Source organism: Alteribacillus sp. YIM 98480 (assembly GCF_009765375.1).
Classification (GTDB): domain Bacteria; phylum Bacillota; class Bacilli; order Bacillales; family Marinococcaceae; genus Alteribacillus.
The window spans coordinates 17,237-40,198 of record NZ_VTOK01000011.1; the positions used below are offsets into that span (position 1 = coordinate 17,237).

The following is a 22,962-nucleotide window of genomic DNA, read 5'->3' on the forward strand; positions in this document are numbered from 1 at the left end:
CCTTCTTTCACCAGTCAAAAAAGTATTTTAATGCTAAAGTAATGATTGTATAACCAAGAGATCCTGCCAAAAATGTTTTAAAATGTGCATTTTCCTCAGATGGCAGCTCTTTTTTCAGAACATTTAACACCATTGCACCGGAGATAAAAGCAAACACAATGGCGAGAACAAATGAAGGAAGCGGAGCAAACACCCCTGTTACCCAGCCAGCAACAATTCCGACAGCAAGCAAGTATCTTCCTAGTGACTCATACCGCTTGCTGTCTTCCCTCCACATGTCGTGAGAAACAGCCATAAAATGAAATCCAACAGCAACACCATAAAACACTGCTTCAATACCTTCTATGTCAGAAGCAAAAATAATATAGGAAATAAGCATGTTATAAAGTGAGAAAAATACCATTTGAATCCAGAAAAAGTGTCCTTCTCCTTTCTCATGCTCCCTAGCTGCTCTTTCTGCTGCTTTATGCACTCCATAGAAAATAAGCAGCCCCAAGAGCCCTAATATATATAATTCCGATTCCATCGTCAGCCCTTTTGTTTGGGAAAATCCTTCTTGCTCTTTATGTAAAGATGGAAGCACATAAACAAATACATATGATACAGCCACACCACCAGAAAATGACAGCCATTTAAAACGACCGATCGCTGACGAAGAAATAATTTTATTTGCAAATAACTGTACGAGCAGATATACAATGACTAATGCAAGCGAATCAAATGTCATTTTACCTTCTCCCTTCTTACCTGAAGCAACATTAAAAGTTTTCCCTTGCATCTGAATGAAAAAACCTACACCTAAAACAGCATAGATCGGCCAGTAACTTTCTCGCTTCTTCGCGTCAGCCGCCTACGTGCCATAGCTGTTTCCAATACTCCGATCGCCCTTCCTTTTCAAGACCTAAAAACCCGTTTACACAAAAAACTGCCATTCGCGATACACGAATGACAGTTTCATAGATAAGTTATAAAACGAGATAGACTGCTTCATTTTTCACTTCAGTTTGGAATTTTTTCACACAGCCTTCATCAGGAGCTTCTACCACACCTGTTTCTACGCTGATTTTCCAATCGTGAAGCGGACAAAACACGTGATCACCACTGACTATCCCTTGAGAGAGAGGACCCTCTTTATGGGGACAGCTATTTTTCAATGCGTTAACCTTCCCTTTATTTGTTTTGAATACAGCAATCGATTCTCCATTAACGATGACTTCTTTAGGAACACCTTCTACTAAATCATCGATATGACAAATCATCACTTGCTTTTCATCTTTGGTGGATTGCATTTTTATTCCCCTTTTCTAACCAAAAATTATTGAACAACTTCCAATTGTTTTTTCTCATACAATTCTTTTTGCTTGGCTTCGTTTTCGGATACTTCCGTCCACGGATCTTTTGGACGTGCACGCAGGGCTCTTTCCATGTTTTCAATGAGCTGCTTGCGTTTTTCATCGTCGTCTAATACTACAGATCGAATATGATCAAGTCCTACGCGTTCTACCCAGTGAGAAGTTCTTTCAAGGTAGCGTGCATCCTCACGGTAATATTGTAAAAAGGCGCTCATAGTGTCTAACAACTCTTCTCCCGTTTCGACTTTGCAGAATAAGTCTCCACCTCTTAGATCAACACCGCCATTACCGCCAACGTACATCTCCCAAGCTCCTTCAACGCCGACAATACCGATATCTTTTATTCCAGATTCAGCACAATTTCTCGGACAGGCTGAGACAGCCATTTTCACTTTATGAGGCGTGTTCAAGCGTTCAAATTTCTTTTCAATTTGAATACCCATTCCGATAGAGTCTTGGGTCCCAAAGCGGCAGAAGTCTTCCCCAACGCATGTTTTTACAGTTCTGATTGATTTAGCATACGCATAGCCTGAATTCATACCAAGATCTTTCCAAATCGAAGGTAAATCTTCTTTATTTACACCAAGCATATCGATACGTTGTCCGCCTGTTACTTTCAGCATCGGCACTTCATATTTATCAGCTGTGTCCGCGATTTTACGAAGTTGATCCGGATCTGTTACCCCGCCGTACATACGAGGCACAACGGAATAGGTACCATCATTTTGAATATTTGCATGTACTCTTTCGTTTATAAAACGGGACGTATGATCATCTTCATACTCTTCCGGCTTATTAAGACCAAGATAATAGTTGATAGCTGGCCGGCATTTGGAGCACCCCTCTTCTGATTCCCAACCGAGCACATTCATTACTTCTCTAGTGAAAGATAATTGCTTTTCCTTAATAGCTTCTGATACTTCATCATGAGATAGATCTGTACAACCGCACATTGGTTCCTTTTGATTGCTTACTGCTTCATCACCAAGAGTTGCGGATAATAAATCAGAAACGAGCGGTTTACATCCTCCACATGAACGACCTGCATTTGTGTGCTTTGTAATGTCGGCAACAGTAGAAAGTCCATCGTTGTTAATTGCTTCTACAATTTCTCCTTTACAAACACCATTACAATCACAAATCTGTTCATCATCTGCCATAGAAACCACTGGACTTTCTCCTGAACTATTCTCATCCTCCGAAGGCAGAATAACCGCTTTGTTCATATTCGAAATATCCTGCCCTTTTTTCATCATGTCAAGCAGGCGCGGCGAGTCGGAAGTATCGCCATATAGAACAGATCCAACTACTTTATTGTCTTTCACAACTACTTTTTTATAAATTCCTTCAAACTCATCATGTACCCTTATGGCACGTGTATCTTCTTCATCTTGAAACTGGCCGGCTGAGAAAAGGTCAACTCCGGAAACTTTCAGCTTAGTATACATTAAAGATCCATGATAACCTTCTGTCTCTTTGCTGCATATGTGATCAGCCAATACTTTTCCTTGTTCATATAATGGAGCAACTAAACCGTAAGCGATACCGTTATGTTCGGCACATTCTCCCACGGCATAAATGTCTTTTGCGCTTGTTTCCATAAAATCATTGACAACAATGGCCCGTTCTGTTTTAAGACCCGTATCACTAGCTAATTCTATATTTGGCTTAATTCCAACAGCCATAACAACCAGATCTGCTTCTAGGAAAGAACCATCTTTAAACTTTAAGCCTTCTACTCTGTCGTGACCTTTTATCATTTCTGTTTGCTTATTCATGTGAAAACGCATGCCTTGCTCTTCAAGATCTCGGCGCAGCATATCAGAAGCCGGTGCATCTAACTGGCGCTCCATTAAATAATCGAAAATGTGAATGACTTCTGTTTCCATATTTAAGTTTAATAACCCTCTGGCCGCTTCCAGACCTAAAAGACCGCCGCCTATTACTGCTGCCTTTTTATAATGCTTAGAAGTTTCTATCATTGTTTCGCAGTCTTTAATATCACGAAAGGCTATAACTCCCTCTTTATCCGCACCAGGTAACGGGAGCATAAATGGATTAGAACCTGTCGCAAAAATCAAATGATCATACTCACATACTATTCCGTTTTTGCTATGGATCTTTTTCCTTCGTTTGTCTACTTTAACGACTGGATCTCCAGTATACAATTCAATACCGTTCTTTTCGTACCACTCATAATCATTCAAAATAATGTCATCTACACTGCTGTCTCCTTGCAAAACAGAAGATAGTGCAATCCTGTTGTAGTTAGGATGAGGTTCTTTTCCAAATACTGTGATTTGAAATCTATTAGGATCTCTTTTTAAAATTTCTTCTATCGTGCGTATACCTGCCATACCGTTTCCAATTAATACTAATCTTTCTTTTTCCATTTTCATTCCACTCCTCTTACTTGGTTTACACAATATCTTGATTTTGTTTTTCGCTTAACGCATCAACCAGTGTGTCTGTACTTGAAAGGACTGGGAGTACTACAGCGGGCTTATACCCACGTTCTCGCACAACTTGTTCTGTCTCTTTGCCCATACAAATAAACGAAACGTGAGAAAAAATGTCTTCACTTTCGAAGCTGATCCCTTTCGTGTCATTCAACAAAGCTTTCGCTGATGGTACATCTTGAACCAGCACATAATTTGCGTGTCCGTCCATTATTAATCGAGCCATGATTTCTTTGGAGTTTTTTGATAAGTCTGATTCTTCGGTTGTTTTATTTAAGAGATAAACCCCAGCTCCTTCTTCTTCTAATCCTTGAGCAAAGTGTTTGTCTGTTGTATCTGATGGTATAGTAATAATCCCTTGTCCACTCAGTGGTTTTTCAGTGATCCACTGCAAGGAATCATGCAGCTTTGTCACATCGCCTACTACAATAACTGCTGGGTTGCTCATGTTATACTTTTCAGCCATATGAGGGATTTCAGCAAGGGAACCAGTCATAGACCTCTGTCTTCCGTACGTTCCCCATTCCGTAACCAGCGTGCTTGTATATGGATCTTTTCCTTCTTTTATAAGTTGTTGGGCTATATAGGAAAGGTTTTTAACACCCATGTAAAAAACAATCGTATCCACGCTTCTTGCCAAGTCTCCCCATGCAATGTTAGGCTTGCCGTCTTTGTTTCTGCTGTGCCCGGTTACTATAGCAAAAGAGCGGGAATGGTCTCTGTGAGTCAGCGGCACACCAGAATAAATAGCTGCCGCACTACCCGCAGTAATACCTGGAACAATTTCATAAGCTATCCTCTGCTTAGCAGCTGCTTCTGCTTCTTCACCAACTCTTCCAAAAACAGCGGGATCACCGCCCTTTAATCGAACGACTGTTTTTCCTTTTTTCGCTTGTATAATTAACTCTTTTTGAATATCGCTTTGGCGAAGCGTATGCTTGCAAGGCTGTTTTCCGCAATAAATTAGCTTCGTATCTGCTTTTACTTCTAACAATAGAGACGGATGAACGAGGCGATCATAAACGACGACTTCTGCTTGCTGCAGTGCTTTTAAACCTTTTAATGTGATTAATTCTGGGTCGCCGGGACCAGCTCCTACGAAGTATATCTTCCCAGTTTTACTCTTCATTCGTCTCTCCACCTTTTTGAAAATGTTGTTTTTCTCTTTATGTTAATTATCATTCTAGGTTAAAAAAATTAACATGTGTTGTATTGTGTTAGATAACCTAACATGTTTTTTCAGTAGGAATATTTCTTACACACAAAAGGCATACAGGCTGGTAAGTAGTTAAAAATTTTATATAACAGTTTTTCCCTCAATAAAATAAGGCTAATTTGATTTGCTTTGTATTTAATTTGAAAAACAATCGTTTTATTTGAAGTGATGAAGAGTTGAGGACGAGCATAAATTTATACATAAGATCAAACCTTAATAAAAAGAAGGGGGAATACGATGGCAGGATATTTTAAAAACGTGATGGAGAAAACAAAAATAACGTTTCAACAAGTAAGTATATTGGTAAAAGAAAAATTATATGATATTACTGGTACCTCTACGGTTACAGTTGAACAGTTGGCCGAATATATTCAAACCCACCCGGAGAGAAAAAAAACAAATAAAACATTTTTGGGGATGTCCTTTACTTTTTACCGGCTAAACGAAGACGGCATTCATTATTATTTAGAAATGAGAGATTCTTATATATTACAAATGGATGTTTATACGTCCGACCACCAAATTGTTTCTTACCGTTCTTACCGTGATCAACATGATATTACTGCTCCTTTAAAATTCCCGTAAGTGAAATATCTTTCTTCACATAAAAAAGGAGCTGTCATTTGGATAATTTAATCCTTAAGACAGCTCCTATCTTTTTAATAAGGACGAATAGATACCGCTGCTCGTTTAAACCCAGGCATACGGCAAATCGGATCCAGTTTCCCATCAATGAGATTATTAATATTTTGTTCTCCTCCCCAGTGCATGGGTGCAAACAGTGTATCTTGTCTTATATCTTTAGAATAGGAACAGCGAAGCAGTGTTTCCCCGCGCTTTGAGGAAATGACTGCTAATTCTCCTGGCCGTATTCCATAGGATCGAGCAGTGTCCGGGTGAACATACACAAACGATTCAAATTCTCGTGCCAATAGACGTGAACTTTTCTGCGTTTGTGCTCCGCTTAAATAGTGGTTCATCGTTCTTCCCGTTGTCATATAAAGCGGGTATGTTTCATTTACTGATTCTTTTATTTCCAAAGATGGCTTGTTATAAAATAATCTAGCTTTTCCGTCATCTGTTTCAAAAGAACGTGAAAACAAAATAGGCTCCCCTACGGTTTCTTCACTCGAGCAAGGCCAAAAGACTCCTGACTCTTTTCGAATCCGTTCGTACGTTATTCCATAGTAATCCGCTTTCCCACCTTTAGAAGCGAGCCGCAATTCATTAAACACTTCTTCTGGTGATCTATAATCAAAATATTTTTCTTTACCTAAAACTACTGCTATTTCAGATATAATCTGCCAGTCATGTTTGGTTTCTCCGATTGGTTTACGAGAAGCTTCACGTAAGGTTACACGACCTTCCATATTCGTTAATGTTCCTTCATCTTCTAAATATGAAGTTGTAGGCAAAATGACATCTGCATATGAAGCGGACTCTGTCATAAACATTTCAGCAGCTGCCATAAAAGAAAGGGAAGAAAGAGCTCGACGAACAAGGTTAGCGTTTGGATTTGAAATAACAGGATTTGAGCCTATAAGAAATAATCCTTTAATCTCTCCTTGTTCCATTCGTTCCATCATTTCATACGCCGATACTCCTTTTTCAGGAAGCTCTTCCTCTTTCACTCCCCATACATGAGCAATATATTCTCGGTCTTCTTTAATTTCTATAGAGCGGTAGCCAGGAAGCTGGTCAGCTTTTTGACCATGTTCACGCCCTCCCTGCCCATTGGCCTGACCAGTAATAGCACCATACCCGCAAGCTCGTTTACCTATTTTTCCAGTTAGAAGCAAAAGGTTAAGAAAATGGCGTACCGATTCATGTCCATCCGTTTGCTGCTCTACCCCTCTGGCTGTAAAAATCATACCCGTTTTTGCACTGCCAAACCGAACAGCCGCTTCATAAACATCCTGAGCTGTGAGCCCTATATCTTCACATACTTCTTCCACATATATATCTTTGAGGCTGTCCACTAGCTCGGTATAACCGTTCGTCCTTTCTTCACAAAATGTTTCATCTTGTAACCGTTCTTCTATCACCATTTTTTCAAGCAGCTGAGCAAGCTTTCGATCATTACCTGGTTTTATTTTGAGGTGCAGATCTGCCAAGGCTGTTGTGTCTGTTTCTCGCGGATCTATTACAATTAGAAAAGCGCCGTTTTCTTTCGCTTGTTCTAGATAAGGAACGAATGTGGGCTGGCATTCGGCTACATTTGTACCGGCAAGTATAATACATTTTGTCTCAGGAATTTCCTCTAACCGATTAGTAAGTCCTCTGTCTAAACCAAATGTTTTCATACCAGCTGATGCAGCAGAAGACATACAGAAGCGGCCATTATAATCAATGTATTTTGTACCAAGACCAACACGGGCAAATTTTCCGAGCAAATAAGCTTCTTCATTCGTTAAAGAGCCTCCCCCGTAAACAGAAACGGAGTCAGATCCATGCTCTGTTTGAAGGGCATTTACATTCTGTTGGATTACGTTTAACGCTTCCTTCCAACTAGCCTTTCGAAAGTTTCCGTTCTCCTTAATTAACGGGGAAGTAATACGTTCTGGGTGAATGGCGTGCTGATAGGCATTTTTACCTTTAACGCATAGACGCCCCTTCGTTGTTGGATTATCCATGCCAATGGTTTTATAACGATATCGTCCTGCACTCTTTTCCTCGATGACTTTTTTTTTGCATTGCATACTGCAAAAAGGACATTGTGTTTCATAAACCGTTTCTTCTGCTGCTGTTTTTTGACGTTCCCGAAAGCTGGCAAGCATGCTTTCATTCATAAAGGTTCCTCCTTATCCTGCTGTGGTGGCTAAAGGGTAATCATCTCTTTTTTCATTTTCCATACATCACGGACTTGTTTTTCCATCCGATAGAGCAATCCTTCTCTCTCTTCTTCTGATAAAAGAATTTCTCGAATAACAGGTGGTGACACCCTTATTATCCAATCTGCAAAGGCTTCTTTGTAAAGAGCATTTTCCCGGTAATACTGTATGATCGTTTCTGTAAATTCCTTTAAATCTGCGCTTGAAAAAACATATAAAATAAGACGATCCTCACTTCCACTAACATGCATTTCCCACGTATCCCCGCTTCTGACAAGGGTCAATCCGTTACGTTTTACGGAACCAGGGTACGTTTTTGTTGTTTCTATAGAAAATGGGGCTGGAAACGATAACGGAAATAAGAAATGTTCCAATTCTTCCAGCTCGCTTTTTCCATCAGGCACTTGTAAGGAAAACGGTTCTAATTGTGCTGAAGGTTGTGCAGCCATCGGTGTGGAAGTCGTTTCGCAAACCATTTCTGCATCATCCAAAGATACATCTGTGAGCATTATTCTGCGATCTCCAGTCATTTTCAAGGAAGAAAAAGAAATATTATCGGCCAAACGCAGCCAGGTACTTAATACTATTGGTGTTGCATCTTCTTTTATGGGCAGGGATTCAATAGTTACAGTGCCAGCCTCTTCTTTATGAATCCACGGAGGCGAAGTCAGCTCTGTTTGTCCATGTACAGACAGATAATAGTGCAGAGCCGGCAAACAAGTATCGCATCCTTCTGCCCTCCATTCAGCCGCAGTAATTACATCTGATACATTTTTCCAAATCCCTTTATATATTAATTCCCGTACCTCTTCACCCTCTAAGGAAGTACAAGAGCACATCGTTTCTTTCCGTACTTGGTGCTTACATTGATCAAAAACGCGAAGCAGACCTGAAACGTCCCCTGAACAGCCGCCGCATGAGGAAGAAGCTTTCGTTGAAGCCTGTATAGTACTCGGGCTCGGGTCTTTTGTTGCTGCTATATGTTGAAGAATAGTTTGCTTGTTTACTTGATTGCATTTACAAACAATAGTTTCTGGAGAAGAATCAATCAGTTCCTCATTCATATTTTTATCGGAAAGCAGCTGGTTTTTTTCTTGATAAGATAAGGCTTTTTGAATAATAATTCGTTTTGAAATTTCATCTGCTGCAGAAGTATCACCAAATAAAATAGCTCCTTTAATCACATCATCTTGGAGTACCATTTTTTTATATAGCGGCTTCGTGCTGTCCGCATGCACAATACTATCTGTTTGTTTGGATTCCTCGATGCTTCCAGCAGTGAACAAATCAATACCTGCAATTTTTAAATGGCTGTAGGACGGAGAACCGTTATAAGCCGTTTTTTGCATATCACAAATATGATGTGCAGCAATTTCAGCCTGTTCATATACTGGTGGAACAAGTCCATAGGAGATACCATTATGTTCGATACACTCTCCTATTGCATACACATCCGCTGCGCTTGTCTGCATATAATCGTTGACTTCTATACCGCGGTTTGTCTTAATCCCGCTTTCTTTAGCAACTTCTATATTCGGCTTAATGCCAACCGTAAAGAGTACTAAGTCAGTATCAATTTCCGTACCATCTTGCAGGATCCCGCGTTCTACTCGTTTCTTGCCTTTTATGCTTTCAAGTGATTGATCGAAATAAAAAGAGATACCACGCTTTTCTAATTCCTTCTGTAAATAGAGAGAAGCAGTGTCATCCAGCTGTGGTGTCAATAAAGTATCGCCTCTTTGAATAACGTTCACGTCCATCCCAGCTTTAGAAAGACCATAAGCTGCCTCTAACCCTAAAAATCCAGCACCTACTATAATCCCTCTCCGGGCCTTTGCAGCCAGTGCTTTAAGGTCCTTTGCGTCTTGCAAAGTTCTAAAAGTATATACTCCTTCTTTATCATGGCCTGGGATATTTAATTGAACTGGGTTTGAACCTGTTGCTAAAACTAATTGATCATACGGATATGATTCATTTCTATTCGTATAAACGAGTTTTTTATCTGTATCTATCCGAATAATTTGTTCATTTGTATGCATATTTACGTAGTTTTCCTTATACCACGCATCCGTATGAGAAAACAAAGAAGTTTCGTTTGTTTCATTTTGTAAATAAGAAGAAAGTTTGACGCGATTATAATGAAGCGTTGGTTCCTCACCAAAAGATCTTATAGAAAAAGAGTCACTATCGTGAGAAATGATCGTTTCTATGAAACGCAATCCGCTCATACCGTTTCCTATAATAATAAGTTTCTTTCTCATTTTTCTCCCTCCAGCAGAACGTTCCATCTCTATTTTCACATTCTTAATGTTCATTGTTTCTCATTTCAAAAGGATATTCTACAAGTTAGGAAGGAAACATGACATAGTTTTTTATTTTTTTACGTTAGAAATGATAACGTCAGGGAAAATTGTTAATGTTTAGGCGTGTTCAAGTAGTTAGTTCTATGTGGCAGTTAGTTTCATTCTCAACTATTCTCCTCTGCAATACTAAAAATAGAAATATAACGGAATTTTTCGTCTTTAAGCAAACCATTTTGCAGCGCTCAAAAAGCAGGAAAAACCAATACGTTCACGAAATAAGAACCAAGAGATAATGTAAGCCACCACAAGAGGAGTGATCATATGTCTTATATTAGAACAGGATTGATAGGTTTTGGCTTTTCCGGGGCTACCTTTCATGCTCCTGTAATTGATACTGTAAAAAATGTAGAAATTACTCACGTTGCCTCTTCTAATCCTGGCAAAGTAAAAGACCAGCTTCCGAACGCTGAAGTAATCAGCAGTGCAGAGGACGTGTGCCGGCATTCTGAACTAGATGCTGTGATTATAACTACGCCAAATACTACTCATTACCAACTGGCAAAAGAAGCACTAGAGCACAACAAGCATGTTGTGTTGGAAAAACCATTTGTACCAAACTTACAAGAAGCAGAAGAACTGATTGTCATTGCCGAAGAGAGAGGACTTCTTCTAAGCGTCTACCATAATCGACGCTGGGACAATGATTTTCTAACATTAAAAGAATGTATGGAAAACGGAGAACTTGGAGGCGTACATACATACGAAGCGGTCTGGAACCGTTTCCGGCCTGAAGTAAGAGATAGATGGAGGGAACAGAATCTTCCTGGTTCAGGAACTTGGTATGACCTTGGTTCCCACTTGGTTGATCAGGCTCTTTTGTTATTCGGAGAACCTGAGACAATTTTCGGAGATATTCAGGTGCAGCGTGAAAACGGAAAAACAGCAGACTATTTTCACGTTATTTTAGGATATGAAAAAAAGCGTGTCATCCTTCGTTCGGGATCCGTGGCGATTGGCGACAGCCCCCGTTATATTGTTCATGGCACAAAAGGAAGTTTCGTTAAGTATGGACTGGATTCCCAGGAAGATATGTTGAAGATTGGTGGAAAACCTGGAGATAAAGGATGGGGAGAAGATTTAAAAGATAATCAGGCCATCCTGACAGATGAAAATGGAAATAGAAACATACCAAGTGTAAAAGGAGCATACGAACAATACTATATCAAATTTCGTGATGCTATTTTAGAAGGGCATCAACCACCTGTAACTGCACATGAAGCGGCCCGCGTTATTAAAGTTATAGAATTAGCGGAGAAAAGCAGTCAAAACCACACTGTTGTATCCTTTCGCTCCTAATATTTTGTTGCAAACATACATTGCGAAAGGGTTTAATATGTTCTCTATTTCTGTTTGTTTCTAGACCGAACGTTATTTGAAGTTAAGATGGTTTTCCATCTCAAGCAGCAGGGTTCTTCACTCTTGTTAGAATTAGAAAAACCACAGTTTTCACCAGTCTCATGGTGGAAGCCGTGGTTTAATTCTGTTCACCGATAACGTATTATCAGTACCTTTTGGTTAACCTGTCTTTTAATGTGCTGGCTGCTTTTTCTGGATCATCAGCCTGGCTGATAGCAGATATAAAGGAAACCCCGTCCGCACCTGCCTCTATTACTTCAACAGCATTGGTTTCATTGATGCCGCCAATGCCGACGATTGGCATCTGTATACCTTGTTTTCTCAATGACCGTATGCCGCCGGGCCCAATAGGTAATTCAGCATCCTCTTTAGTTGTGGTCTTAAACATCGGCCCGGTTCCAATATAATCAGCCCCTTGGCTTTCTGCCTCTTTCGCTTCTTCTACTGTCTTAGCAGATACTCCAATAAGCATAGAAGATGGACATTTCTTCTTTAGTTCTTGGATAGACTCATCATCTTGTCCCACGTGAATACCATCTGCACGTAATGAAATAGCAAGTTCTGTATCATCATTTACAATAAACGGTATTTTGTGTTCGCGGCAGATGGATTGCAGTTCTCCAGCCATTTTTTCTTTTTCCTTCCCCTCTAATGCCCCGGAGCCTTTTTCTCTAAATTGAAAGCATGTAATACCTCCGTTGATTGCTTTTTTCAAAACTTGCGAAGGGGGTTGTGATGTATTATTACTTCCCATAATAAAATAAAGCAAAAGAGTTTCTTTATTCATGAGTTGAACCCCCGCGATCTAATATTTCTTTTTCAATATGCAGTTGTTGTTTAAAATCCATTTCTCCAACGTGGTAAAGGGCATTAAGCAATTCGATCTGAAAGGTCCCAGGACCTTGCATTGATGCAAATCCTTCTGCTCTTTCTGCTGCAACCCCATAATAACCTAATGCAGCAGCAGCTCCTGAGGCGGTTTTTTCTGTTACAGTAAGAAAGGCTGCGATGACCGCGCTAGCTAGACATCCAGTGCCTGTAATCCTTGTCAGCATGGAATGGCCATTATTAATTGAGTATAAACAGCTGTTATCAGCTACAGCATCTTTGGCTCCTGTCACTGCTACAGCAATATTTAGGGTCTTGGCCGCATGAGAGGCGATAGCTTCCATATTTTTTTCTCTACCTGAAGCATCAACACCCCGAATATCACTCTCTAAACCTGCTATCGCAGACACTTCCGCCGCATTTCCTCTGAGCAGCATAATATTTAGCTGCTCTAGAAGCTTACGAGCCGTTTCTGTTCTGTAAGCCGTTGCTCCAGCTCCTACAGGGTCAAGCACAATGGGGATTCCTTTTTTATTTGCGGCCTTTCCTGCCAGCATCATTGCTTCTATTTGTGTCTCATTTAAGGTGCCAATGTTCAATACGAGCGCATCCGCAGCTGAAGCCATATCAGCTGCTTCCTGTACAGCATTCGCCATTACGGGCGCAGCACCCATAGATAGAATGCCGTTTGCAGTAAAATTGGTAACAACTACGTTTGTAATGTTATGAATTAATGGTTTTTGCTCTCTTACTTGTTCTAAAAGTTTACTTGCTTCTTTACTTCTCACGCCAGCTCCTCCTTAAACTAAAATATCATCCTTTTTTAATCGAGAAGCCCAATGGTTTACGGGTCCGTTTCCTTTACCAATACCTAGCGTATCGTGAATGGCTTGAGAAATAAACGTTTTACTGTTTGTAACAGCTTCTTTAATAGTGTTTCCTCTTGCCAAGTAAGCTGCAATAGAAGCGGAAAGACTGCATCCTGTACCATGAGTATGATTTGTATCAGTTCGAGGAGCTGTTAAATAATCGATTTGCCTATCAACATATAAAATATCGGTGGCATCACCTGTAAAATGTCCTCCTTTAACCACTGCAGCTGACGCACCCATTTCATCTACAAGCATTTTAGCTGCTTGTTCCGCTTCTTCCTGGGTTTTAATGCTTAACCCTGTAAGTGTTTCAGCTTCTGCTATGTTAGGTGTCACCACGTGGGCAAGAGGCATTAAACGATTTTTCATTAACGATGTTGATTCTTGTTCTATTAATGAGTCACCGCTTGTTGCCACCATAACCGGGTCGATTACAAGGGGGATATCTTCCCCGTCTAACAAATCTGCCACTTTCTCAATCATTTCTGGAGTAGCAATCATACCCGTTTTCACGGCATTTGGGCGAATATCTTCTAAAACTGCTTTCATTTGTTTTTCCACCATTTCAAGCGGAACATGCCAAACATCTTGAACTCCTTTTGTATTTTGAGCTACAACTGAAGTGACCACGGCCATTCCATAGGCTTTGCATTCCTGAAACGTTTTTAAATCAGCATGTATTCCTGCTCCGCCGGTTGGATCTGTCCCAGCAATTGATAAAGCACTTGGTACTCTTCTCATATTATTACCTCCTCATCAAGTTGAAAAACTTAGCTTGTCTATATTTGTAAAAGAAAACTGCCAAAACCCCTCAGCCAGTGACAGCGCGGCAGCAATTGCACGTGTGCCGTTGATTTCTTATTCTTTATCCCATCATCACTTTTACAATAGTGTTAGTATTACTCGGCTTGCGGCCAAGTCCGAATCGCAGAAGCCTCAGTCTTTTACTGGTACTTTATTCCATTAGCAAAGTTAAACTTTCCGATAGTATAAAAACCGCTCTCCGAAAAGAGAGCGGTCGACATATTAATACCATATTACAAGTCTTCGCTCCACTTTCCTACGATGGTATTACCCATATCAGGTTCAAAGGGACCGATGCTTCGCATTGCATCATCTCAGCTATCACAGCGCCCCTAGTGGATCATTTGTTTTAAGTTATTTCCATGTTACTTGACAGCGATAACAGTGTCAAATAACAGCTTCTACTTTGTTACTCATTATTTTTGTCTCTATCTTCTTTGTTTTCTTGCTCTTCCTCGTTGGACTTTCCTTTGGAGTGTTGAAGAATACGTTCTAACAGGTAAATAATATCATCTTTTGATAAATGTTCATTTTGATTTGTATTGCGAATGTTTTTATCTGATCCTGCTTCATTATAGGTACTTTCTGGAAGCGCATTTTCTTCTTGTGCAGCACTTTCCTGATAATAGCGTCTAAGTTCATAAGAATATATAACCCTGCCTTCAGGCGTCACATATCGTTTATTCATATTTCTTGTCTCTTTATCAAAGAAACTGTACACCACAGGAATGACAAACAATGTAAGGAATGTACTGCTGATAAGTCCTCCTATCACAGCAATCCCCATCGGCTGCTGAATTTCTGTACCTTCTCCAAGTCCAAGAGCTAACGGAACAACCCCTAAAATTGTAGTAACAGCAGTCATTAAAATAGGGCGAGTACGCTGTTTTACCCCTTCAATAATGGCTTCTCTTGCAGGCATACCTTTTTCTTTCATTTGGTTAATATAATCAACCAGCACGATCGCATTGTTCACCACAATACCAGCAAGTACGATTAAACCGATAAAGACCGTTACACTAAGCGGCGTCTGTGTAATAGTAAGGGCAAGCATTACCCCTATCACGACAAGCGGCACGCTGAACATAACGACAAACGGATATTTAAAGGATTCAAATTGACCTGCCATCACCAGATAGATAAATAAAAGTGCTAAAAGAAAAGCAAATACTAGACTGTCAATTGCATCGTCAAGCAATTCTTGCTCCCCAGAAAAAGCGTAGCTGGTGCTGTCTGCTAAATCAGCATCCTCAATAATGTCTTCAATTAACATTGACATGTCATTTAAATTCGTATCACTGCTGTAAGTTACTGTAAACTCTACACTTCGCTCCTGATCCAATCGGTTAATGACAGCCGGGCCTTCTCCCTCTTCGATCGTAGCCAAATCATCAAGCGCAATGTATTCTCCCTCCCCATTAGGAATAAGAAGGTTTTCTAGATCTTCTTGATTCTCAAGAGACTCTTCAGAATACTTTACAATCACATCATAGTTGTCATTACTGTCCGTTTGTATAGAAGTGGCTGTTTCTCCTCGTGTAACATTGTGAACAATGTCTGCGATTTGCGCTGGAACTAACCCGTTATCACGAGCTGCATCTTGATCTACACGAACTTGCATTTCAGGTGCTCTTTCATCAGCAGATGTTTCTACTTCTCTAACCTCATCCTCATCGTTTAAGTCATCTTCAATAGCTGTTACCGCTTCCTCTAGTTCCTCCGTGTTATTATCACTGACGGAAAAGACAACCGTATTTGCTTCACCGCCGCCAACTGCTGCCTGAGTCGATAACGAAATGTCAGCGTCAGCATCCACACTTGTAACTTCACTTTCAATTTCTTCGACAAAGTCGATGGTGCTTTGATCTCTATTTTCTAAATCGGTCATCGTTATAAACATTTGAGCTTCATGCGACCCGGAAGGCCCGCCCATTCCAGCCGATTCTTCGGAGGAACCGATAACGGACATGTAATCTGCTACAACCGATTCATCGTCAAGTATATCTTCAATCTCTTCCATTACTTCTGTTGTCCTATCCAGATTCGTTCCGTAATCCATTTCGACATCTACTGTAAAATATCCATCATCAGTTGCCGGTAAAAAGTTAATGCCTGTTGCTGTGAGACCAGCACCACCGCCGACCAGCAAAAGAAATGTAATAAATAAAGTAATAAACCGATGACCTAACACCCATGTAATAGAGCGTTCTAATCCTTTTATAAAGGAAGAATTTTGTCTTTTTCGTTCCTTGTCTTCATCTGGAGGTGTGAGCATTCGGCTTGACATCATTGGAACAACTGTTAAGGCGACCAGTAATGAAGCAAGTAAGCTGAATGCAACCGCAAGTGCAAATTCGGTGAAAATATTGCCAACAATACCACTGATAAACACAATAGGCAAGAAAACGGACACTGTCGTTAAAGTAGATGCAGTAATAGCTCCTCCTACTTCTTTAGTTCCTTCTGCCGCAGCTTGCCTGGAGGTTTTCCCCATGGATAAATGGCGGTATATATTTTCAATAACCACAATAGCGTTATCAACAAGCATCCCGATACCAAGAGCTAAACCACCTAGTGTCATAAGGTTTAAGCTGACATCCGTAAAATATAAGAAACCAAAAGTAACAATAACAGAAAAAGGTATCGCAATGCCTATGATAAGAGGTGTTTTCAAGTTTCTTAAGAAGAAAAACAGAACAACCATAGCAAACACGCCGCCAAGTATGAGTGCCATCGAAACACTATCTATAGATTCTTGAATAAATTCCCCTTCATCATAAAAAGAGATTGCCGTTAAATCTTCATATTCTTCTTCACCAAGCAATGATTCCATCTCTTCATTAAAAGCTTTCGAGACCTGTGCTGTATTAGCATCTGTCTCTTTCATAACCGTCATCTGTAAAGCAGGCTCCTGATTAGCTCTTGTAATAGCTGTTTGCTCAGCTGTCGTCAATTCAATTTCTGCCACGTCTGATAACAGAAGCTCTTCACCGTTTTGCGGATCGGCTCCTATCACTAGTTCTGATAAATCTTCTTCTCCAGCTAACGTATTTAACACACGCGTGGTTAAACTTCGATCTCCGGTTTCAATTGTTCCACCGGGAAGCGTAATATCATGAGATTGCACAACATTTACAATATCTTCTTGCGACAATTGATTACTTTCAAGTTCTTCTTGGTCCAGATTGATTTCAAATTGTTCCGTTACCTCTCCGGACGTATCAACGTTTGCGACTCCATCTATTCTTTCAAGTTCTGACTGAAACCCCTCTACGTCTCCCTGAAAATCTTGAATGTCCTGATTATCTGAAGTTATTGCCATTTGTGCCATGCCCATCATCGATGGATCAAACTTCAAAAAACTCGGGTCATTCGCGTCATCTGGAAGGACAGCTTGATTCATTGATGTAATAATATCCTGTTCCACTTCATCAATGGTAGAATCCCAAGAAAATTCCAGTAAAACGAGGGTCATCCCTTCTTCGGAAGTGGACGTCATATTGCTAAGTCCAGACAGTGTAGACAATTCTTCTTCTAATGGCTCTGTTACTTTATCTTCCACTTCTTCCGGGCTCGCTCCAGGATAACTTGTGACCACGGCTCCTACCGGAGGGTTGATCTCAGGAAACAACTGAAGAGGCAGATTTGTTAATGACACTCCTCCTAATAAAATAAATAAAATCATGCCTACTATCGTTAATTTTGGTCGTCTGATCGACAAATTTGTGAGCTTCATTCAGCTGCCTCCCTTTCCGACTCTACAACTTCTTTAATTCTTACAGCAATTTGCTGGAATGAAACTAGATCATTATAAGATAACTTGATAAGATATTTTGAATAAATTTTATTTGTGGTTTCCGTCATTTTCCTAAGTATTTTTTCTCCTTCCACTCCTAGTTTGACAAAAGTCTGCCGCCTTTTCCCGGGATCTAATTCCCTTACGATATACCTTTCTTTTTCCATTTTTGATAACATCTGACTTACCGAACTAGGGGAGATATGAAGCAGGTCTGCGAGATCTTTTACGTATAGTGTTTTATATTTAGAAATAAGTATGATAACAAAGCGGTAACGCTCAGGTATTTCTTGATAAACGCCTCCAAATTCTTCGTGAATGTTTAAAGATAAATCAAATAAAGCATTACTAATCGACTTTAATAATTCTTCTTTTTCCATCCCATCCCCCCTCCTTTTTCATTATACTTTATAAACATTTTACAAAACGAAACTATTTAGAAACTTAACTATTTAACAATTTAACTCAACAACAAAAGACCGTCAAGTGCTGGAGGTTTTGTTCACTTTATTTTCATATTCATAAAAACAAAGTGCTGTTGTTAAAATTATTAATTCTTAACGTAAGAAAAGCTCCTTCCACCTTTTAAGGAAGCAGCTTTCCAAAGATTTTTATTCATTGTTTTCTTCACCGTGCTGAATAATGCCTTCAAGTTTAATAATGACATCTCTAACTTGTTTTAATTCTTCTAATTGAAGCTGGGAAATATACTCTTTAATAATAGTAGCTTCAAAAGCTTCAAATTGCTCTTTAAGTTCCTTGCCTGTTTCTCCAAGGGTCATTGTAATTTCGCGGCGGTTTTGTTCATTAATAGAACGAATAAGCAAATTATCTTTTTCAAGTTTATTCATTGCCTGACTGATCGCACTCTTGGAAATTCCGAGCCGCTCTGACAACTCACTTAAAGTAATATTTTCGTTTCGAATGAATAAAATCATTATTGTTTCCTGGCGTGAAGTCAATTGCAGCTCACTTAAAAGCGGCATCTTCGGCTGTAAATATTTTGATATATTTTCAAGCGAATATATGGACTCTAAAAATACTTGTTTATAATCATCAATACTCAATGCATTCATCTCCTGCTCTAAAACCTTACTTTTATATAAAAAGTTTATAAAATTGCTTTTTTTAACCCTTTATTTAGAAAAGCCCCTATCGCACCACTGTATTCTCCATGTTCGAGAAAAAATGCTTTTTTTCCTCGTAATTCAGTGTAGCCTTTAATAATATCTTTCAGTGTGTCATGATGGGAAAAAGTCGATCCGATATACACTACCGAGTCTGTTTTTAATCTTTCGGCTGCTTGAACACTCATGGTGGTAATGGTTTCTCCGATCATACGAACGACCGCAGAAATATAATCTTCCTGCGAAAAAGATTGCTCTTTCATTCGGGAAACGTTACCAAAATTACTGGCGGTTAAATCCCCCGAAATTGGCGGTACTTCATGTGAATATATATCAGAAACTGTTACATTTAACTTTTCGCCTTTTCCTTTTTGACCTAATTTCAAAATTTCATCATAATCATCTTCTCCCGTTAACAAATAAGAAAGCCCGAGCAGTGTACCACCGCCCATACCGCTTCCGCCTATTCTTTCATACGAGTCACCGTTCACAAAATGAATAGATGTTCCTGTTCCAACATTCGTTACCATAAATCGAGATCCCGTTAGAGAAAGCAGACCTTTTTCTTCTAAAAGCCATCTTACCCCTTCACAAGTAGCCTCAAATTCATTTATTTTTTTTACAGGCAACGTTGATTTTTGGGTGAACAAACCTGCTTTTCCTCCCGTAATATGTATAACAGGGTTATTGAAACGACTATTAATCCAATGATCGACTTCTTTGATTTGAGTTGTAGGCATTTTTTTATATTCCCAATAATCACCTGCCGTATATACTATTTTAGATAACGTTCCTCCAACGTCCACTCCTAGATATTCTCTGTTCATCTAGTTGACGAACCCCTTTCTTCCCAAACGATATATTATACTTTTATTTATAATGTCTTATACATGATTACTTCCTTTATTTTATACTATCTTACAAAGTAAATGATAGGTGGACAAATGAAAAGACTAAAAATACCTTTTTTGTTATACTGAAAAAATCAGTATATTGATTAATCAGGGAAAAATTTGTCATGAATCATCTCTTGCTGGCCTTTTATTCATGACAGTTAGGCAGGGAACAAAATGGACGTACTCTCAGTTTTAATTAGTTTTCTGTTTTTTATAAATTTCATATTTGCAGGAATCATTATTTTCTTAGAAAGAAGAGATGCTACATCAACATGGGCCTGGCTTATGGTTTTGTTTTTTATCCCTTTTCTTGGATTTATCCTGTATTTAATATTTGGACAAAACATGAGCAGAAAAAGGCTGTTCGATTGGGAAGATATTAAAAAAATCGGTATTGAAGACTTGTTAAAAGAACAAATTGAATCCCTTCGTGACCAGCGTTTTCATTTTTCTGATCCTGATTCCCGTGAATACAGAGATCTTATATACATGCAGCTTGTAAACAATGACGCTCTTCTTACACAAGATAACGAAGTCGATTTATTTACAGATGGTAAAAAAAAGTTTGATCAGCTGATAAGCGATATCGAAAATGCAAAAGTTCATATCCACCTTCAATATTACATTTTTCGATACGATAATCTCGGTTCCAGATTATTGCAGGCTTTAACAAAAAAAGCGAAAGAAGGCGTTAAAGTTCGAGTTCTGTACGATGAAATGGGATCTAGAAGTCTTTCTAAAAAAGTCTTTCGATCACTTAAAGAAGCGGGCGGAGAAGTGGAAATTTTCTTTCCTAAACGCATTCCTTTTATTAACCTTCGATTAAATTACCGCAACCATCGGAAATTAGTCATTATTGATGGAAAGATCGGATATGTCGGAGGCTTTAATGTAGGGGATGAATACCTCGGTCTTAACCCAAAGTTTGGTTATTGGAGAGATACCCACCTCCGTATAAAAGGGCAAGGGGTAAAAGCTATACAAACTAGATTTATCTTAGACTGGAATCAAGCAACCCACCATCATTACATTCACTATGATGAAAAGTATTTCCCGTTTATGGAAGCAGCGGGTGATATGGCTGCTCAAATTGTGTCAAGCGGCCCCGATTCAGAATGGGAGCAGATTAAAAATGGCTATATTAAAATGATTACCTCTGCAAAAGAATCAGTATATATTCAAACGCCTTATTTTATTCCAGACCAAAGTTTAATGGATGCTTTGCGGATTGCAGCCTTATCTGGAAAAGACGTTCGAATAATGATTCCTAATAAACCAGACCATCCTTTTGTATACTGGGCTACGCTTTCACATATAGGTGATTTGTTAAAGACAGGCGCAAGGGTCTTCATTTATGAAAATGGATTTATTCATGCAAAAACGATTGTAGTGGATGGCAAAGTGGGGTCTGTCGGTACTGCTAACATTGATGTTAGAAGTTTTCGGCTGAACTTTGAAGTTAATGTCTTTTTGTATCATAGACCAACCGTAGAACGATTAGCTTTAATTTTTGAACAAGATATGAAACATTCAAGAGAACTAACCTTCATTGAATACAAAAAACGTTCGTTATGGATACGTGTCAAAGAATCAATTTCGCATTTATTATCACCTATATTGTAATAAACACATTCGCCCCAACGCCTTTGCTGCATGATTCTTTGTGAAAAGAAAGCAAGACAAACATAGTCTAAGTACGGATTATGTTAAGGATAATGTAAAAACTTGCCGCCCCAAAACAGAAACGGCAAGTTTTCTCATGATGCTAACAGCACTTTATCTGCATAGACATCGCAAAGAAATAACGTATTCAGCAGGGCCGAGGCAGATCAACCGCATTTTAACGTTCAGAAAATTTAACCGCTGCTATATTTCTAGCGAGTTTAGATATATACTCTTTCCCATTAGCCATTGCTGTGGCTGCACTTTCCGGTCCTGGCATAATGCTAAAGGCAGCCGTAATGCCATGTGCAAAAACGGCTTCATATCCTTGCCCTAGTTGGCCGCACAATGCAATGACAGGGGCATTTGTGCTTTTAGCAGAAGCTTTTGCTACTCCAATTGGAGTTTTTCCATAAACCGTTTGATGATCTATTTTTCCCTCTCCTGTAATAATAAGCTCGGCCCCTTTTACTTTCTCATAAAAGTTCGTTTCTTTCAGAACGATCTCAATTCCAGGTTCAAGAGAAGCATTTAAAAAAGCAGTCAATCCAGCACCGAGGCCCCCTGCTGCCCCAGCTCCAGGAAGATTTTCCACATCTCTGCCGATATCCGATCGAATAATCTCCGCAAAATGGCTCAATGCATCGTCCAATAATGCCACTATTTTTTCATCTGCCCCTTTTTGAGGGCCATAAACAGCACTAGCTCCATTTGGCCCTGTTAGAGGATTATTTACATCACACGCGGTAACAATGCTTGTCTTTGCGAGACGCCTATCAATACCAGACACATCAATTTTTCTTAATTGAGAAAGTGCTCCTCCTCCAGCTTCTAATTCATTATTGTCAGCATCCAGCAGCTTCCCACCAAGAGCTTGCACCATCCCTGCTCCGCCATCATTTGTGGCACTTCCTCCTATTCCCAGGATAATTTTGTCTACGCCATGATCAAGTGCAGCTTTGATAAGTTCTCCTGTCCCGTAAGTAGTAGCTTTTAAAGGATTTCGTTTCTCCTTAGCTGTCAATCCGATCCCAGAAGCCTCTGCCATTTCCATAACAGCTGTATTGTTTTCTTCGAGAATAGCATAGTCAGCTTGTACTTTGTTTCCATTTGGTCCCGTGACGGTTTTTGTATGTATCGTTCCGTTTAAAGCATCTGCCATGGAACGAGTAGTTCCCTCCCCTCCGTCTGCCATCGGAATTAATTCAGTTGTTATTTTTTCTCCTAAGAAATCTTTGAACCCTTTTTCAATGCTTTGCGCAGCTTCAAGAGCCGTCATGCTTTCCTTAAATGAATCAGGTGCTATAACTATTTTCATTATTTCTCTCCTCTTTGATTAAAAAAAACTCGGCTTGCTACCAAGGCTTTATGGCAGAAGACGTAGTTTTAATTATACTTTG

17 protein-coding genes and 1 riboswitch are annotated in these 22,962 nt (G+C 39.5%); of the genes, 3 read left to right on the top strand and 14 right to left on the bottom strand.

From position 1 onward, the window contains the following. Positions 1-7: 7 nt before the first annotated feature. The 4 genes from FZF09_RS14400 to cobA form a co-directional block, all read right to left on the bottom strand. Complete coding sequence (locus FZF09_RS14400) at positions 8-727, bottom strand: hypothetical protein (protein ID WP_158737311.1); 720 nt, start codon at positions 725-727, stop codon at positions 8-10. Between the two features lie 238 nt (positions 728-965). Continuing rightward, the gene (nirD, locus tag FZF09_RS14405) at positions 966-1,289 is read right to left on the bottom strand and encodes a nitrite reductase small subunit NirD (RefSeq protein ID WP_158737312.1); all 324 of its coding nucleotides are present in this window, start codon (positions 1,287-1,289) and stop codon (positions 966-968) included. 26 nt (positions 1,290-1,315) lie between these two features. After that, on the bottom strand, positions 1,316-3,745 hold the full coding sequence (gene nirB / locus FZF09_RS14410) for a nitrite reductase large subunit NirB (protein WP_158737313.1): 2,430 nt from the start codon (positions 3,743-3,745) through the stop codon (positions 1,316-1,318). Between the two features lie 25 nt (positions 3,746-3,770). Further along, positions 3,771-4,940 carry a uroporphyrinogen-III C-methyltransferase gene (cobA, locus tag FZF09_RS14415; RefSeq protein WP_158737314.1) on the bottom strand — a complete coding sequence of 390 codons (1,170 nt, stop codon included), beginning with the start codon at positions 4,938-4,940 and terminating at the stop codon, positions 3,771-3,773. 324 nt (positions 4,941-5,264) lie between these two features. On the opposite strand from cobA, the gene FZF09_RS14420 reads away from it, so the two are divergent. Next, a complete protein-coding gene (locus tag FZF09_RS14420; protein ID WP_158737315.1) occupies positions 5,265-5,612 on the top strand; it encodes a hypothetical protein in 348 nt (115 codons plus the stop codon). A gap of 74 nt (positions 5,613-5,686) precedes the next feature. On the opposite strand, the gene nasC is transcribed toward FZF09_RS14420, so the two are convergent. Together nasC and FZF09_RS14430 are read right to left on the bottom strand one after the other, a co-directional pair. Continuing rightward, on the bottom strand, positions 5,687-7,816 hold the full coding sequence (nasC, locus tag FZF09_RS14425; protein ID WP_158737316.1) for an assimilatory nitrate reductase catalytic subunit NasC: 2,130 nt from the start codon (positions 7,814-7,816) through the stop codon (positions 5,687-5,689). 29 nt (positions 7,817-7,845) lie between these two features. Next, positions 7,846-10,119 carry an FAD-dependent oxidoreductase gene (locus tag FZF09_RS14430; RefSeq protein WP_158737317.1) on the bottom strand — a complete coding sequence of 758 codons (2,274 nt, stop codon included), beginning with the start codon at positions 10,117-10,119 and terminating at the stop codon, positions 7,846-7,848. Between the two features lie 363 nt (positions 10,120-10,482). Between FZF09_RS14430 and FZF09_RS14435 the strand changes: the two genes are divergently transcribed. Then, complete coding sequence (locus FZF09_RS14435) at positions 10,483-11,517, top strand: oxidoreductase (RefSeq protein WP_158737318.1); 1,035 nt, start codon at positions 10,483-10,485, stop codon at positions 11,515-11,517. 205 nt (positions 11,518-11,722) lie between these two features. Here the strand turns inward: FZF09_RS14435 and thiE are convergent, their stop codons facing one another. The 7 genes from thiE to coaW form a co-directional block, all read right to left on the bottom strand. Next, positions 11,723-12,364 (bottom strand): thiamine phosphate synthase, encoded by a 642-nt coding sequence (gene thiE, locus FZF09_RS14440; protein ID WP_158737319.1) that lies wholly within the window; start codon positions 12,362-12,364, stop codon positions 11,723-11,725. Continuing rightward, entirely contained in the window at positions 12,357-13,193 is an 837-nt protein-coding gene (gene thiM / locus FZF09_RS14445) for a hydroxyethylthiazole kinase (RefSeq protein WP_158737320.1), read from the bottom strand. Before thiM ends, thiE begins: the two co-directional genes overlap by 8 nt. A 12-nt stretch (positions 13,194-13,205) precedes the next feature. Beyond that, on the bottom strand, positions 13,206-14,018 hold the full coding sequence (thiD, locus tag FZF09_RS14450; protein ID WP_158737321.1) for a bifunctional hydroxymethylpyrimidine kinase/phosphomethylpyrimidine kinase: 813 nt from the start codon (positions 14,016-14,018) through the stop codon (positions 13,206-13,208). Between the two features lie 299 nt (positions 14,019-14,317). Further along, a riboswitch (TPP riboswitch) is annotated at positions 14,318-14,425 on the bottom strand. A gap of 65 nt (positions 14,426-14,490) precedes the next feature. Beyond that, positions 14,491-17,817 (bottom strand): efflux RND transporter permease subunit, encoded by a 3,327-nt coding sequence (locus FZF09_RS14455; RefSeq protein WP_158737322.1) that lies wholly within the window; start codon positions 17,815-17,817, stop codon positions 14,491-14,493. Beyond that, on the bottom strand, positions 17,814-18,257 hold the full coding sequence (locus FZF09_RS14460) for a MarR family winged helix-turn-helix transcriptional regulator (RefSeq protein ID WP_158737323.1): 444 nt from the start codon (positions 18,255-18,257) through the stop codon (positions 17,814-17,816). The genes FZF09_RS14455 and FZF09_RS14460 overlap by 4 nt, the downstream gene beginning before the upstream one ends. A 231-nt stretch (positions 18,258-18,488) precedes the next feature. Further along, positions 18,489-18,944, bottom strand: coding sequence for a MarR family winged helix-turn-helix transcriptional regulator (locus FZF09_RS14465; protein ID WP_158737324.1), 456 nt, complete (start codon positions 18,942-18,944; stop codon positions 18,489-18,491). 44 nt (positions 18,945-18,988) lie between these two features. After that, positions 18,989-19,831, bottom strand: a complete 843-nt coding sequence (gene coaW / locus FZF09_RS14470; protein ID WP_158737325.1) for a type II pantothenate kinase — start codon at positions 19,829-19,831, stop codon at positions 18,989-18,991. A gap of 243 nt (positions 19,832-20,074) precedes the next feature. On the opposite strand from coaW, the gene cls reads away from it, so the two are divergent. Further along, a complete protein-coding gene (gene cls, locus FZF09_RS14475; protein WP_158737326.1) occupies positions 20,075-21,523 on the top strand; it encodes a cardiolipin synthase in 1,449 nt (482 codons plus the stop codon). Between the two features lie 217 nt (positions 21,524-21,740). Here the strand turns inward: cls and FZF09_RS14480 are convergent, their stop codons facing one another. Beyond that, the gene (locus FZF09_RS14480; protein ID WP_158737327.1) at positions 21,741-22,880 is read right to left on the bottom strand and encodes a glycerate kinase family protein; all 1,140 of its coding nucleotides are present in this window, start codon (positions 22,878-22,880) and stop codon (positions 21,741-21,743) included. Positions 22,881-22,962: the final 82 nt, after the last annotated feature.